Below are 14375 nucleotides of genomic sequence, written 5' to 3'. Positions count from 1 at the left end.
ATCCGATGGGCAGCCCCCGATAGGCAATAGGATGTCGAGCATCGTTGCAGCGCGGCCATCGCCGGAAACCCGCATTTCGCCGGTCTTCCGCTTCGCCATGCTGCTGCCGGGCGGGTTGGTCACCTTCTTCCTGATCCTGTTCGCGCTCGGCCTGGTGATTTTCCTCGCCTTCAGGAGCAATGACGGCTCGCTGCTCGGCGCCGGCCTGACGGCGGAAAACTTCGTCACCGTGGCCACCGACCCGCTCTATTGGACGGTGACGTTGCGCTCACTGGTCATCGCCGGCCTGGTGACGCTGGCGACCGTCGTCACCGCCTATCCGGTCGCCTACTATCTCGCCTTCCATGCCGGGCGGCGGCGCAACCTGCTGCTTTTCCTGGTGACGCTGCCGTTCTGGACCAGCTACCTTTTGCGCGTCTTCGCCTGGAAGATCGTGCTCGCCTATAACGGCGTGCTGAATTCGGCCTTCATCGAAAGCGGGCTCTGGTCGGAACCGACGCTCGCTTTCCTCAACACGCCGGCCGCCGTGGTGGTGACGCTCGCCCACGCCTACGCGCCTTTCGCCATCCTGCCGATCTATGTGGCGCTGGACACGATCCCGAAATCGCTGCTCGAAGCCGCCTCCGATCTCGGCGCGCGGCCCTTCACGTCGTTCCGCCGCGTCGTGCTGCCCAATTCGATGCCCGGCGTTCTGGCTGCGGCCCTCGTCGTCTTCGTGCCGACCGTCGGCGACTATGTCACGCCGGCCATGGTCGGCGGCCCGGCCAGCACCATGATCGGCACGCTGATCCAGTCGCAATTCGGCAAGGCCAATAACTGGCCGTTCGGCGCGGCACTCTCGGTCTGCGTCATGCTGGTCATCCTGTGCGTGGTTCTGCTCGTGCGCGGCGCCGACCGCAGATTTGGCAGCCGCACATGAGCGTGGCGCGCAAAGAGGCAAATGCAGGCGGCCGCTGGCTCGGCCTTTATGTGCTTGCCTATCTGGTGTTCCTCTATCTGCCGATCCTTTTGATCCCGCTGTTTTCCTTCAACGACTCCATCCAGGCGGCGTTTCCGCTGCAGGGTTTTACGCTTGGCTGGTATGAGACGCTCTACGGCAATCCGGCGCTGTCCGGTGCTTTGGCCAACAGCCTCGTCATCGGCGTCATCGCCGCCTCCGGCGCGACGCTCTGCGGCATCACCGTCTCCTATATGGATCTTTATGGCCGCTCGCCGCTGGCGGCCACGATCAGCGCCGCGGCTCGGTTGCCGATCCTGATCCCCGGCGTGATCGTCGGCATTTCGCTCTTGATCCTGGTCAACCTCATCGGCCTCGGACCATCGCGCATCGCGATCGTGCTCGGCCACATCCTGGTGGCGCTGCCGACGACGGTGGTGGTGATGCGCAGCCGCTTCGCAGCCATTCCCAAAACCATCCGCGAGGCAGCACTCGACCTCGGCGCCTCCGACTGGACGACATTCCGGCGCGTCATGCTGCCGCTGAGCGCGCCGGCCGTGCTGTCGGCTTTCATGCTCGCCTTCCTCACTTCCTTCGACGAGTTCATCGTCGTCTTCTTCCTCGCCGGCACCCAGCCGACGCTGCCGCTCTACATCTGGAGCCAACTGCGCTTCCCGCGCTCGCTGCCGACCGTGATGGCGCTCGGCACGGCGATCCTCACCGTGTCCTTCATCATCGCTGCGCTCGCCGAAATCCTGCGCCATCGCGGTCTCGGCGCCGCGCGCCGCAATCCAGCCTGAACCACAACAAAGAAAGAGGAGAACGAAAATGACATTCCACCTGAAATCGATCGCCGGGCACAAAGCCCGGGCCGGCCTTGCTGCATTGGCTTTGGCCCTGTCGTCGACCGTCGCGTTGGCCGCCGACAAGCTGCAATACTTTACCTGGTCGGGCTACGAACTGCCGGACTTCAACAAGAGCTTCCTGGCCGCGCATCCTGACGGCGTCGAGGCCTCGATCTTCGGCGATGACGACGACGCTTTCACTAAGGTCAAGGCCGGCTTCCGGCCGGACATCGCGCATCCCTGCTATGACAAGGTGGCGCGCTGGAACAAGGAAGGCCTGCTGCAGCCGATCGATACCAAGCGCATCAAGAACTGGGATTCGATCTTCCCGGTGTTCAAGAACCTGCCCGACCTGCAGGCCGGCGACGGCAAGGTCTGGATGGTGCCGTGGGACTGGGGCAACACCTCGATCCTCTACCGCACCGATCTGGTGAAGAACCCCGAGGCGAGCTGGAACCTTCTCTGGGACAAGCAATATGCCGGCCGCATGGCGACCATCGACGCCGTGCACGACACGCCGATCGTGGCGGCGCTGCTGGCAGGCGTGAACCCCTTCGACATGACGCCGGAGCAGATGGACAAGGTGGCGGAAAAGCTGCGCGAGCAGCGGCCGCTGCTGTCGAGCTACACCACCGACATGACCTCGGTCGAGCAGGCGCTGGCAAGCGGCCAGCTTGTCGCCGCCATGACCTGGAATGCGTCGGCCACCTCGCTGAAGAAGCAGGGCGTGCCGGTCGAATTCATGAAGCCGAAGGAAGGCATGCTCACCTGGGCGTGCGGCTTCGTCATGCTGAAGGACGCCAAGAACGTCGACCTCGCCTATGACTTCATCAATAGCCGGCTCGACGCCGATTCCGGCAAATATCTGATCCAGTCCTACGGCTATGGCAGCTCGCTCTCGACCGCCTTCGCCGGCGTGTCGAAGGACGAGCTGGACAAGCTGCAGCTGCCGGCCGATCCGGACGTGATGCTGAAGAGCACCATCTTCACCGGCCCGATGAAGCAGAATGACGACGTCGCCGAGATGTTCGAGAAAGTGAAGGCCGGCGGGTGAGCGCGACTCCCCCTTCTCCCCTTGTGGGAGAAGGGGGAGTCGCGCAGCGCCCGAGACGGTTGAGGGGTGGGTGACGGATCGCCGTCGCTGCCAAGCTGGAACACCCCTCATCCGTCGCCTTCGGCGACACCTTCTCCCACAAGGGGAGAAGGGGGAGCCTGTCGGCGCTGCTCCGCGCCAGTGAAGAGACTGAACGAGGACCAACGTATGGACATAGTCGACGAAACAGCCGAAAGGCCGAAGGACGATGCCGACATCCGGGTCGGCCGGCGCGTGCGGGCGCTGAGGTTAGAGCGCAAGCTGTCGCTGGCCGAGCTCGCGGCCAAGGCCGGCATTTCCATCGGCGCGCTCAGCCAGATCGAACGCGGCATGTCCTCGCTGCGCGTCAAGGTGATCTGGCCGCTGGCCGCCGCCCTCGACATCGAGCCGTCGGCGCTGATCGCCGACGGCAACGAAGCGGTCAACGATCTCTATTGCGTGCGCGCCGACAAGCGGCGCTCGATCCCGGTGAAGTCGGAAGGCATCGCCAAGGCGTTGCTGTCGCCTCCCGCCGCGACGCTCACCGGCATGCTGGTGACGGTCGAGGCCGGCGGCGGCACGGCGGAAGCCTACGCCCATGCCGGCCACGAATTCGGCTTCGTGATGACGGGCGAGGTCGAGCTGGTGGTGGATGCCACGACCTATGTGCTGAAGGCCGGCGACAGCTTTGCCTTCAAGAGCACATTGCTGCACGCCTTCCGCAATCCCGGCGCCGAGCGCTGCCAGATCCTCTGGGTCAACACGACAAAGCCGTCCGAGGTGCGCGATGGCGCCTGATGCCTCAGAGCAATTCCAGGAAAAGCGCGAAGCGGTTTTCCGTCCGGAATTGCGGGAACCATTAGTTCGGCTGCAGAAAGTCTCAAAGGTCTTTCCAGGTGGCGTGATCGGTCTTGATACCGTCGACCTCGATATTGCCGCTGGCGAGTTTCTGACCCTGCTCGGCCCCTCCGGCTGCGGCAAGACGACGAGCCTGCGCGTCATCGCCGGCTTCGAGAGCCCGACCAGCGGCAATGTCCTGCTCGAAGGCCGCGACATCACCGGCCTGAGGCCCTTCGACCGGCCGGTCAACACCGTCTTCCAGGACTATGCGTTGTTCCCGCATATGGATGTCGCGGCGAACGTCGGCTTCGGCCTGTCGCTGCGCAAACTGTCCGGCACCGAGCAGGCGCGCCGCGTCGGCGAAGCGCTCGACATGGTGGGGCTTGCCGACAAGCTCGGCGCCCGTATCTTCGAGCTTTCCGGCGGCCAGCGCCAGCGCGTGGCGCTTGCCCGCGCCATTGTCTGCGAGCCGCGCGTGCTCCTGCTCGATGAGCCGCTGTCGGCGCTCGACGCGCATCTGCGCGAGCAGATGCAGGTGGAGCTGAAGCGGCTGCAATCGCGGCTCGGCACCACCTTCGTCATGGTCACTCACGACCAGACCGAGGCGCTATCGATCTCCGACCGCATCGTCGTCATGAACAAGGGCGGCATCGAGCAGATCGCGCCGCCGGCAACGCTCTACGATTGGCCCGCGACGAAGTTCGTCGCGTCCTTCATCGGCACGATGAATCTTCTTCAGTCGCGCTTTGTCGGCCGCGACGGCGAGCGTTTGCGCTTCGCCGCCGGCCAGCTGCCATTGGAGGCAGTCTCTGACAGCGGCGAAACGCCGGCGGCGGGCGATACGCGCACCATCGGCGTTCGGCCGGAGGATCTGCTGGCGGCCACCGAAGCCGCCGAAGGCACCGCGCCGGCGCGGGTGAGCGGCATCGTCTTTCACGGCCGCACGCTGCGCCTCCACGCCGAGCTGGGGCAGGGGACTTCGATCGTCATCGATGCTCCACGCCGCGCCGACGGTTTTCAGTTCAACGTCGGCGATGTGGCGCATATAAGCCTGCGGCGCGGCGCCAACTGCCCGATGCTATCGAGCTGAAGGCCCCGTCACGACGCCTTGGCGAAAAACCCCTGGTAGTCGGATTTGGCCTGCAGCAGGCGCAGGATGTTCTCGCGTGAGCCGCGCACATGCGCACGGGCGCGCTCGCCGGCAAGGGTGACATCACCGGCACAGATCGCGTCAACAATGCCGGTATGCTCCTCGCGGGTGAGCTTCCACTCGTCCAGCCACAAAAGCTCCGTCCAGACATATTGCTGGCATTTGTCGAGGATGCCGCAAAGCATCCCGTAGAGCATCTCGTTGCCGCTGATTTCGGCGATCACCCGGTGCAGGTCGATGCCGACCTGCAATTCCTCGAATTTCTCACGCGTGCTGCGGTCGGGGATCGCCGCCAGCCGTTCGCATTCGGCGAGCATCTCGCGCAGCCTCGCCTTGTCGGCGGCGGTCGCGTTGGCCGCCGCAAGCTCGGTCGCGCGCCCGTCGAGCAGCTCGCGAATATCGAAGGCGTCGCGGAACATGTTGATGTTGAATTCGGCGACCACATAGCCCTGGCGCGGACGCCCGATCACCAGCCCGTCGCGTTCCAGCCGGTTGAAGGCCTCGCGCACCGGCGTGCGGCTTACCTTCAGGCGCTCGGCGATGTCGCTTTCGGTCACGCGGCCGCCCGGCGGGATTTGGCCTGTGATGATCATCGCCTTCAGCTTCTCGAACACCGAGTCGCGCAGCGTGTTTTTCCGTTCCTTGCTCAAACGTCCCGCCTCCAACGGTCAGTTATGGATTCGCAGTCTAGTGCCTTTTAGCGCCTGCTTGAACCAGGCGCCGTTTCGACAGGAGCAAACGCTCCGGGCCGAGCCTTTGTGCATCGCCGCTAAAAACCGCACGACCCATGTTGACATCGGCTTCCCACGAATTACACTCAAAATTGTATACAAATTCGCATACCAAATCAACGATAACGGGAACACCGGTTGGAGAAGCGAAAATGACGAAGACAATTTGCATGCGCGGCCTGGCCGCCGCCGGCCTGCTGGCCTCAGTCGCCGTTCCGGCATCGGCCGCCGACACCATCACCGTCGCCTCATGGGGCGGCACCTATCAGGAGGCGCAGACCAAGGCCTTCTTCGATCCTACGGCCAAGGAGCTCGGCATCACCATCAAGCAGGACACCACCAACGGCCTCGACGACGTGCGCCTTCAGGTCACCGGCAACGCAGTCAAATGGGACATCACCGAGCTTGGCGCCGACGAATGCGCGCGCGGCTCCAAGGAAGGCCTGTTCGAGAAACTCGATTACAACGTCATCGACAAGAGCGGCATCAACCCCAAGCTCGTCCATGACGATTGGGTGGGCATCTCCTACACCTCGGTCGTGCTGATCTACCGCACCGATGTCTTCGGCGACAAGGGACCGAAGAGCTGGGCCGATTTCTGGGACGTGGAAAAATTCCCCGGCCGCCGCGCGCTTTCCGGCAGCCAGGCGACGGAAACGCTGAGCGTCGCCGCGCTCGCCGAGGGGCTCCCGATCGACAAGGTCTATCCGGTCGACATCGACGGCGCGCTGCAATCGGTCGACAAGGTTCGCGGTCACATCGATGCCTGGTGGACGTCCGGCGCGCAGGCCATGCAGCTCGTCAAGGACGGCGAGGTCGATATGGCCAGCATCTGGAACGGACGCGCCGGTACCTTGAAGAAGGAAGGCGCACCGGTCAGCTTCTCCTTCGACCAGGGCGTGCTCACCGCCGACTGCATGGTCATTCCGAAGGGCTCGAAGAACAAGGATATCGCCATGAAGGCGCTGGCCAAGTTCGTCAGCCCCGACCTCCAGGCCAACCTGCCGCTCTATGTCGACAACGGCCCGGCCAACGAGAAGGCCTTCGAGACCGGCAAGATCCCGCAGGAGCGCATCAAGGACATCAATTCCGCACCGGAAAACGTCAAGAAGCAGGTGTTGCAGGATCCCGCATTCTGGAGCGACAACCTCGTCGAGGCGACCGAGAAGTTCAACAACCTGATCCAGCAATGATGAACCTGTACGGAGCGGCCCATTATGCGCCGCTCCGTACCGTTCGCCGACAATGATCCGGAGTTGAAGGAGATGCTCTTGTCTCTCGCGCCGTCCGCGCTTCCCATCGGCATCCACGGCATCGAGAAGCGCTTTGGCGTTCTCTCCATCCTGAGCGACCTCAGCCTCGACGTCGCCGCCGGAGAATTCCTGACGCTGCTCGGCCCGTCGGGCTCGGGAAAGACGACGTTGCTGATGATCCTGGCGGGGTTCGTGCGCGCCAATGCCGGCTCAATCAAAGTCGGTGGCGAGGAGATCATCACCATGCCGCCGCACAAGCGCAACATCGGCATGGTGTTCCAGAATTATGCATTGTTCCCGCATATGAACGTCTTCCACAACATCGCTTTTCCGCTGAAGCAGCGGCGCGTGTCGGCGGCGGAAACGGCCGAGCGTGTGGAGAGGGCGCTCGATCTGGTGCAACTGAAAGGCCTGGGCGAGCGCCGCGTCGACCAGCTTTCCGGCGGCCAGCGCCAGCGAGTGGCTCTGGCCCGCGCCATTGTCTTCGAGCCGCGCATCGTGCTGATGGACGAGCCGCTGTCGGCGCTCGACAAAGGCCTGCGCGAGCATATGCAGATCGAGCTGCGCAACCTGCACCGCCGGCTCGGCATGACGACCGTCTATGTCACGCACGACCAGCGTGAGGCGATCACCATGTCGGACCGCATCGCCGTCATGAACGCCGGCCGCATCGAGCAGATCGACCAGCCCGAAGCCCTCTACGCCAGGCCACGGACAAAATTCGTCGCCGGCTTCATCGGTGAATCCAACTTCATCCCGGTCGAATGCCGCAATGGCAGCGTCTGGCATGAGGACAGGAAGCTGCGCATGAACGGTGCGGCGCCGTCCGCCGGCCGGCATCTGATGGTGGTGCGGCCGGAAAAGCTGCGGCTGGTCGCCGAGGCGGAACAGGCCGGCACACTCAATATGCTGCCGGCGACCGTCGGCGATGTCATCTATCAGGGTGACAGCTTCATCTGCTACGCGACGCTGCGCGACGGCCGGCAAGTGACGTTGCGCGACTATTGCCGCTCGGACGTGCTGGCGAAGCTGCCGGCGCCCGGCGAGCCGATCACGCTTGGCATCGATGCTCAGGATGTCGTGCTGGTGGCGGATCAATGAGCGTCGGGTCCGCCAGCCTCGACCATGCCGGCAGGCCGGACGGCGTGCTGAACGCCGATGCGCTGCGCGCCGATGCCCGGCGCCAGGCGCTGGGGCTGCTGGCGCTGCTATCGCCCGGGCTGTTCCTGGTCTTCGCCGTCATCATCGTGCCGATCGGCTGGCTGTTCTGGCTCTCGCTGTTCGACGAGACCGGTCAGCTCAGCGCCGCCAACTACGCGCGTTTCTTCGAGCAGGCGTCCTACATCAAGACCTTTGCTACGACGTTCAAGGTCGCCTTCATGGTCACCGGCGCCTGCGTGCTGTTCGGCTATCCGTTGGCCTATATGCTGTCGCAGCTGCCGCGCCGCGCGGCCTCGATCTGCCTGATCTTCGTCATCCTGCCGTTCTGGACCTCGGTGCTGGTGCGCACCTATGCCTGGCTGGTCATCCTGCAGCGCAAGGGCCTCATCAACAACTGGCTGATCGACCTCGGGCTGATCGGCCAGCCGCTGCCGCTTGCCAACAATTTCGCCGGCGTCGTCATCGGCATGACCCACATCATGCTGCCGTTCCTGGTGCTGCCGCTCTACGCCTCGATGAAGACCATCGACGTCGACTGCCTGCGCGCCGGCATGAATCTCGGCGCCAGCCCCGCCGCCACTTTCCGGCAGATATTCTTCCCGCTGTCGCTGCCGGGCCTGGCGTCCGGCGTCGTCATCGTCTTCGTGCTTTGCCTCGGCTTCTTCGTCACGCCGGCGCTGATGGGCGGCGGCAAGGTCATCATGTGGGCGATGCGCATGGAGCAGGCCACCAGCCTCTATTCCAACTGGGGCGCGGGCGCCGCGCTCGGCGTCGTGCTGCTTGCCGTCACGCTGGCGCTCTTAGGGTTGTTCCAGCGGCTGCTCGGCGCCCGCGCCACCGGCGTATGGAGCCGGCGATGAGCACGGAAAACAGCCTGCCCATCTCGCACTGGCAACGCCTCTGGCTTTATCTGCTCGGCGGCTTCGTCATGCTGTTCCTGATCGCCCCTTCGGTGATCATCGTTATCATGTCCTTCTCCGGCTCGACGCTGCTGCAGTTCCCGCCCGAGCAATGGTCGCTGCGCTGGTATGAAAGCTATTTCGGCTCCGTCGAGTGGCGCGACGCCACCATCGTCTCGGTCAAGGTGGCGGTTATGACGGCGATCGTGGCGACGCCGCTCGGCACCGCCGCGGCCTACGCCATCAACGCCGGCACGCTGCGGCTGACCGGCGCCATCAATGCGCTGCTCACGGCATCGCTGATCATCCCGGTCATCCTGATCGGCATCGGCACCTTCTTTCTCTACGCCCGCATCGGCCTCAACAACACGCTGACCGGCCTCGTCATCGCCCATACCGTGCAAGCGCTGCCGCTGGTCGTGCTCACAGTCCTGTCGGGACTGCGCTCCTACGATATGAACCAGGAGATGGTCGCGCGCAGCCTCGGCGCCGGGCGCTTCGCCGCCTTCTTCCAGGTGACCATGCCGCAGCTGCGCTTCTCAATCGTGTCGGGCGCGCTGTTCGCCTTCATCACCTCTTTCGACGAGGTCGTGGTCTCGTTGTTCATTTCCGGCGGCGAGACGACGACGCTGACGCGTCGCATGTTCAATGCGCTGCGCGACCAGATCGATCCGACGATTGCCGCCATTTCGACTTGCCTGATCGTGCTATCGATCGTCTTGTTGTCCGCCGCCCAGCTTTTCGGCCGCGGACGTTGAAGTGAGGGATACCAATACCAGCATGCGTGATTTCCAGTTCCCAGGCCGCTCGCCGGTCCGCGCCACCGAAGCCATGGCCGCGACCTCGCATCCTCTGTCGACGCTTGCGGCCATCGACATGCTGCGCTCCGGCGGCAACGCCATGGACGCGGCGGTCTGCGCCGCCGCCGTACAGGCTGTGGTCGAGCCGCAATCGACCGGCGTCGGCGGCGACTGTTTTGTCCTCTATTGCCCGAAGGGGCAGGGCGAGGTGCTTGCCTTCAACGGATCGGGCCGCGCGCCCAAGGCAGCGACGGTCGACTGGTACCTGGAAAAGGGTTTTAGCGAGCTGCCGAAACAGGGCCCGCACGCGGTCACCGTTCCCGGTGCCGTCGACGCCTGGTGCCGGCTGCTGGAGGACCATGGCCGCAAGGGCATAGCCGATGCTCTTGCTCCGGCCATCCATTATGCCGAAGAAGGCTATGTCGTGCATGACCGCGTCGCCTTCGACTGGGCTGATCCTGAAACCGATCTGTCGGCCGACGAGGTGGCAACTCGCATCTTCCTGCCGGGCGGCAAGCCGCCGAAGGCCGGCGATGTGCATCGCCAGCCGGAACTCGCCGAGACGCTGCGCGTCATCGCCGCAAAGGGCCGCGCCGGCTTTTACGAGGGGGCAGTGGCCGAGGATATTGTCGGCCGGCTTCGCGAACTGGGTGGACTGCACACGCTTGACGACTTCGCCGCCACGAAGGGCGATTACAAGACCGCGCTCGGCACCTCCTATCGCGGCCACGACATCCACCAGATGCCGCCGAACAACCAGGGCCTGACCGCGCTCTTGATGCTGAACGTGCTCTCCGGCTTCGATCTTGCTGCGCTCGACCCGAATGGCGCCGAGCGCCTGCATCTGGAAATCGAGGCCGGGCGGCTGGCCTATCGCGATCGCGACAACCTGATCGCCGACCAGGACCATGTCGCTGTGCCGGTGAAGGAGCTGCTTTCCAGCGCCTATGCCGATCGTCTCCGCGCCGCGATTGATCCTGAGCGTGCCATGACCAATCTTCCGCGCCTCGACCTGCCGGGCAGCGACACGGTCTACATCACCGTCGTCGACCGTGACTTGAACGCGGTGAGCTTCATCAACTCGACCTATTATTCCTTCGGCAGCGGCGTCGTCGGTCCCAAGAGCGGTGTCGTGCTGCAGAACCGCGGCTCGAGCTTCCGGCTCGATGCGAAGCACCCGAACGCAATAGCGCCGGGCAAGCGGCCGATGCATACGATCATGCCGGGGATGATGACGAAGAATGGCCGCGCGGTGATGCCCTTCGGCGTCATGGGAGGCGGCTACCAGCCCTTCGGCCATGTGCATCTTTTGACCAACATGATCGACTTCGGCATGGATCCGCAGCAGGCGCTGGATGCCGCGCGAGTCTTCTACAACCATGACGTCGTCGAGGCCGAGCGCAGCGTTCGTGCCGACGCCATCGAGGGCCTGCGTCGCCGTGGCCATCGTGTCGTCGAGCCCGACCATCCGCTTGGCGGCGGACAGGCGGTGCTGATCGATTGGGAAAAAGGCACGCTGACCGGCGCTTCCGATCCGCGCAAGGACGGCCTGGCGCTCGGATATTGAGCAGGCCTTTGCTGGACATCGGCCGATCGTTCGAAACATAGTCTGGAACCATGACAAACAACGAAAACGCCACCGATCTTGCCCATCGCCTTGCACCGGGAGCCTCAGACGCGCCGGCCATCGCGGCGCCCGAACGGACAGCCCTCTCGCATGGCGGGCTGCGCCGGCTGATTGGCGAGACGGTGGCGCGGCTCAACGCGCTCGGCATCGGCCGTGGCGATCGCGTCGCCATCGTGCTGCCGAACGGCCCCGAGATGGCGACGGCCTTCATCGCGGTCGCAGCAAGCGCTTCCACCGCGCCGCTCAATCCGGCTTACCGGGCCGACGAGCTCGATTTCTATCTGAGCGATATCGGCGTCAAGGCGATCCTGGTCGGCAAGGACGAGGCAGGTCCCTCGGTCGAGGTTGCCGAACGTCTCGGCATCCCTGTGCTGCGCTTGATCGTGCCGGCCGGCGCGCCGGCCGGTGTCTTCGCGATCGAGGGTGACCCGGTCGGCCCGCCTGTTTTGTCGGGCTTGGCCGAGGATGGGGACACCGCGCTTCTACTTCACACTTCCGGCACCACCTCGCGTCCGAAACTGGTGCCGCTCAGCCACGCCAATCTCGCCGCTTCGGCCGCCCACATCGGCGCGACACTTGGCCTGAGCCCGGCCGATCGCTGCCTCAACATCATGCCTTTGTTCCACATCCACGGACTGATCGCGGCCGTGCTCTCCTCGCTCGCCGCCGGCGGCAGCGTCTTCTGCACGCCGGGCTTCAACGCGCTGCGCTTCTTCCAGTGGCTCTCCGAAGCGAAGCCGAGCTGGTACACGGCGGTGCCGACCATGCATCAGGCGATCCTGCCGCGCGCCGCGCGCAACGCCGAACAGCTCGCCGGAGCAAATTTGCGTTTCATCCGCTCGTCGTCGGCCTTCTTGCCGGCGCAGGTGATGGCCGAGCTGGAGGCGACCTTCGGCTGTCCGGTGATCGAGTCCTACGGCATGACCGAGGCTGCCCACCAGATGGCGTCCAACCGGCTGCCGCCGGGCCAGCGCAAGCCGGGCAGCGTCGGCGCGTCGGCGGGACCGGAAGTGGCCGTCATGGCGCCGGACGGACGGCTGCTCAAAGCGGGCGAGATCGGCGAGATCGTCATTCGCGGCCCGAACGTCACCGCCGGCTACGAGAACAACCCGGACGCCAATGCCAGCGCCTTCGCCCATGGCTGGTTCCACACCGGCGACCAGGGGGTGCTCGACGAGGACAACTACCTGCGCGTCACCGGCCGGCTGAAGGAGATCATCAACCGCGGCGGCGAGAAGATCTCGCCGCTCGAGGTCGACGGCGTGCTGATGGACCATCCGGCGGTGGCGCAGGTCGTCACCTTCGCCATGCCGCATGACAAGCTCGGCGAGGAGGTCGCGGCGGCGATAGTGCTGCGCGAAGGCCAGAGCGCCAGCGAGGCCGATATCCGCGGCTTTGCCTCGACCCGGCTCGCCGACTTCAAGGTGCCGCGCAAGGTGGTGATCCTGGACGAGATCCCCAAGGGCGCGACCGGCAAGTTGCAGCGCATCGGCCTCGCGGCAAAGCTCGGTCTCGGCTGATGCGCATTACAGTTTTTGGCGCCGGCGCGATCGGCGGCTATCTCGCCGCCAAGCTCGCGATCGCCGGCCGGGTCGATCTGTCGATCGTGGCGCGCGGCGCGCATCTCGAAGCGATCAAGGCTAGCGGTCTTCGCCTGGTCGAGGACGGCAAGGAAACGGTAGCTTCGGTGAGAGCCGCCGCGCGGGCCGAAGAACTCGGCAGGCAGGATTATGTCGTGCTGGCGCTGAAGGCGCATTCGCTGGCGCCGGCGCTCCAGGAAATCGCGCCGTTGCTGGGCGGGGGGACGGCGGTCGTCACCATGCAGAACGGCGTGCCCTGGTGGTATTTCTACAAAGCGGGCGGCGCGCTCGACGGCACGCGGCTCGATGCGGTCGATCCCGGCGGAAGGATCTGGGAAGCCATCGGGCCCGAGCGCGTCATCGGCTCCGTCATCTATCCGGCCGTCGAGGTCGATGCGCCGGGCCTCATTCGCCATGTCGAGGGCATGCGCTTCTCGCTCGGCGAGCCTTCGGGCGAAAAGAGCGAGCGCGTCACCGCCCTTGCGCGCGAAATGGTCAAGGCCGGGCTGCAGGCGCCGGTCCGCGAGGACATACGCTCGGAGATCTGGGTGAAGCTGTGGGGCAATCTCTCCTTCAACCCGATCTCGGCGCTGACCTGCAGCACGCTGGCGGCCATCGTCGCCGATGAAGGCACGCGGGCAGTCGTCCGTTCTATGATGATCGAGGCGCAGGCGATCGGCGAGAGCCTCGGCGTGCGCTTTCTCATCCCCGTCGACCGGCGCATCAAGGGCGCCGGCGATGTCGGCGAGCACAAGACCTCGATGCTGCAGGACCTGGAACGCGGCCGTCCGATGGAGATCGACGCGCTGGTGGGCGCCGTACAGGAGCTCGGCCGCCTCACTGCCAAGCCGACGCCGACCATCGACAGCGTGCTGGCGCTGGTACGTCGCTTGGCAATCGAACGCGGGTGCTATCGCGAAGGTTGATCGCAACCGTCGATCCATCCTGACACGAAGTGTCAGCTACCAGCGGGGTCGGCGGTGGCGGCCCAGCGGGCGGTACCCTACTTCAAGTCTCGTCTCGAACGGGAGGAAATCATGACCACTGCGGATATTGCCAAGGACTTCACCGAACTCCTCAAGCAGGGCGACAGCCACAGCGCTGCCGCGAAATACAATGCCGACGACATCACCAGCTACGAGGCAATGGAAGGGCCGATGTCCGTTTGCAACGGCAAGGAAGCCGTGAAGCAGAAGGGCGAATGGTGGGAAGCGAACCATGAGGTTCACGGCGGCTCGATCGATGGCCCCTATGTCAATGGCGACCAGTTCGCATTGCGCTTCACCTTCGACATAACGCCCAAATCCACCGGCGAGCGCGTCACCATGGATGAGGTCGGCCTCTACACGGTCAAGAACGGCAAGATCAGCGAAGAGCGCTTCTATTATTGAGGCCGATCGGCCCGTAGCATCTCGCGTCTTTCGCTGTCAGATCTAAAAATCAGGCGTGGCGGCCAGGATGATATCTTGGCCGCCATGCC

At 64.8% G+C, this 14375-nt stretch carries 14 protein-coding genes; 13 read left to right on the top strand and 1 reads right to left on the bottom strand.

Annotated elements, in window-relative coordinates; genetic code table 11:
• The first annotated feature begins 31 nt into the window (after positions 1–31).
• The 5 genes from EJ071_RS32750 (at position 32) to EJ071_RS32730 (ending at position 4784) form a co-directional block, all read left to right on the top strand.
• Complete coding sequence (locus EJ071_RS32750) at positions 32–919, top strand: ABC transporter permease (protein WP_126101556.1); 888 nt, start codon at positions 32–34, stop codon at positions 917–919.
• On the top strand, positions 916–1737 hold the full coding sequence (locus EJ071_RS32745) for an ABC transporter permease (RefSeq protein WP_126101555.1): 822 nt from the start codon (positions 916–918) through the stop codon (positions 1735–1737). The genes EJ071_RS32750 and EJ071_RS32745 overlap by 4 nt, the downstream gene beginning before the upstream one ends.
• Positions 1738–1765: 28 nt before the next feature.
• Positions 1766–2836: an ABC transporter substrate-binding protein gene (locus EJ071_RS32740; RefSeq protein ID WP_126101554.1), complete on the top strand. Its 1071-nt coding sequence runs from the start codon at positions 1766–1768 to the stop codon at positions 2834–2836.
• A 207-nt stretch (positions 2837–3043) separates the two neighbouring features.
• Positions 3044–3652 carry a cupin domain-containing protein gene (locus tag EJ071_RS32735; RefSeq protein WP_126101553.1) on the top strand — a complete coding sequence of 203 codons (609 nt, stop codon included), beginning with the start codon at positions 3044–3046 and terminating at the stop codon, positions 3650–3652.
• Between the two features lie 103 nt (positions 3653–3755).
• Positions 3756–4784 carry an ABC transporter ATP-binding protein gene (locus EJ071_RS32730; RefSeq protein ID WP_245460054.1) on the top strand — a complete coding sequence of 343 codons (1029 nt, stop codon included), beginning with the start codon at positions 3756–3758 and terminating at the stop codon, positions 4782–4784.
• 8 nt (positions 4785–4792) lie between these two features.
• On the opposite strand, the gene EJ071_RS32725 is transcribed toward EJ071_RS32730, so the two are convergent.
• Positions 4793–5494, bottom strand: coding sequence for a GntR family transcriptional regulator (locus tag EJ071_RS32725; protein WP_189521317.1), 702 nt, complete (start codon positions 5492–5494; stop codon positions 4793–4795).
• A 233-nt stretch (positions 5495–5727) separates the two neighbouring features.
• On the opposite strand from EJ071_RS32725, the gene EJ071_RS32720 reads away from it, so the two are divergent.
• The 8 genes from EJ071_RS32720 to EJ071_RS32685 all read left to right on the top strand — a co-directional run bounded on the left by EJ071_RS32720 (position 5728) and on the right by EJ071_RS32685 (position 14286).
• On the top strand, positions 5728–6768 hold the full coding sequence (locus EJ071_RS32720; protein WP_126101550.1) for an ABC transporter substrate-binding protein: 1041 nt from the start codon (positions 5728–5730) through the stop codon (positions 6766–6768).
• Positions 6769–6846: 78 nt separating this feature from the next.
• Positions 6847–7929 carry an ABC transporter ATP-binding protein gene (locus EJ071_RS32715; RefSeq protein WP_126102813.1) on the top strand — a complete coding sequence of 361 codons (1083 nt, stop codon included), beginning with the start codon at positions 6847–6849 and terminating at the stop codon, positions 7927–7929.
• Positions 7926–8849, top strand: a complete 924-nt coding sequence (locus EJ071_RS32710; RefSeq protein ID WP_126101549.1) for an ABC transporter permease — start codon at positions 7926–7928, stop codon at positions 8847–8849. The genes EJ071_RS32715 and EJ071_RS32710 overlap by 4 nt, the downstream gene beginning before the upstream one ends.
• Positions 8846–9646 (top strand): ABC transporter permease, encoded by an 801-nt coding sequence (locus tag EJ071_RS32705; protein WP_126101548.1) that lies wholly within the window; start codon positions 8846–8848, stop codon positions 9644–9646. Before EJ071_RS32710 ends, EJ071_RS32705 begins: the two co-directional genes overlap by 4 nt.
• 22 nt (positions 9647–9668) lie before the next feature.
• Positions 9669–11255 (top strand): gamma-glutamyltransferase, encoded by a 1587-nt coding sequence (gene ggt / locus EJ071_RS32700; RefSeq protein ID WP_126102812.1) that lies wholly within the window; start codon positions 9669–9671, stop codon positions 11253–11255.
• A gap of 50 nt (positions 11256–11305) precedes the next feature.
• Positions 11306–12835, top strand: a complete 1530-nt coding sequence (locus EJ071_RS32695; protein WP_126101547.1) for an acyl--CoA ligase — start codon at positions 11306–11308, stop codon at positions 12833–12835.
• The gene (locus EJ071_RS32690; protein ID WP_126101546.1) at positions 12835–13821 is read left to right on the top strand and encodes a 2-dehydropantoate 2-reductase; all 987 of its coding nucleotides are present in this window, start codon (positions 12835–12837) and stop codon (positions 13819–13821) included. Before EJ071_RS32695 ends, EJ071_RS32690 begins: the two co-directional genes overlap by 1 nt.
• Positions 13822–13932: 111 nt before the next feature.
• Positions 13933–14286, top strand: coding sequence for a nuclear transport factor 2 family protein (locus tag EJ071_RS32685; RefSeq protein ID WP_126101545.1), 354 nt, complete (start codon positions 13933–13935; stop codon positions 14284–14286).
• Positions 14287–14375: the final 89 nt, after the last annotated feature.

The organism is Mesorhizobium sp. M1B.F.Ca.ET.045.04.1.1 (assembly GCF_003952465.1).
Taxonomy (GTDB): domain Bacteria; phylum Pseudomonadota; class Alphaproteobacteria; order Rhizobiales; family Rhizobiaceae; genus Mesorhizobium; species Mesorhizobium shonense.
This window is presented reverse-complemented; position numbering and strand designations above follow the sequence as displayed.

Excerpts from the sequence above, each read along its gene's own strand:
- EJ071_RS32685 (WP_126101545.1), top strand. The coding sequence starts at position 13,933 with ATGACCACTGCGGATATTGCCAAGGACTTCACCGAACTCCTCAAGCAG.
- ggt (WP_126102812.1), top strand. The coding sequence starts at position 9,669 with ATGCGTGATTTCCAGTTCCCAGGCCGCTCGCCGGTCCGCGCCACCGAA.
- EJ071_RS32695 (WP_126101547.1), top strand. The coding sequence starts at position 11,306 with ATGACAAACAACGAAAACGCCACCGATCTTGCCCATCGCCTTGCACCG.
- EJ071_RS32740 (WP_126101554.1), top strand. The coding sequence starts at position 1,766 with ATGACATTCCACCTGAAATCGATCGCCGGGCACAAAGCCCGGGCCGGC.
- EJ071_RS32745 (WP_126101555.1), top strand. The coding sequence starts at position 916 with ATGAGCGTGGCGCGCAAAGAGGCAAATGCAGGCGGCCGCTGGCTCGGC.
- EJ071_RS32710 (WP_126101549.1), top strand. The coding sequence starts at position 7,926 with ATGAGCGTCGGGTCCGCCAGCCTCGACCATGCCGGCAGGCCGGACGGC.
- EJ071_RS32720 (WP_126101550.1), top strand. The coding sequence starts at position 5,728 with ATGACGAAGACAATTTGCATGCGCGGCCTGGCCGCCGCCGGCCTGCTG.
- EJ071_RS32735 (WP_126101553.1), top strand. The coding sequence starts at position 3,044 with ATGGACATAGTCGACGAAACAGCCGAAAGGCCGAAGGACGATGCCGAC.
- EJ071_RS32705 (WP_126101548.1), top strand. The coding sequence starts at position 8,846 with ATGAGCACGGAAAACAGCCTGCCCATCTCGCACTGGCAACGCCTCTGG.
- EJ071_RS32690 (WP_126101546.1), top strand. The coding sequence starts at position 12,835 with ATGCGCATTACAGTTTTTGGCGCCGGCGCGATCGGCGGCTATCTCGCC.
- EJ071_RS32750 (WP_126101556.1), top strand. The coding sequence starts at position 32 with ATGTCGAGCATCGTTGCAGCGCGGCCATCGCCGGAAACCCGCATTTCG.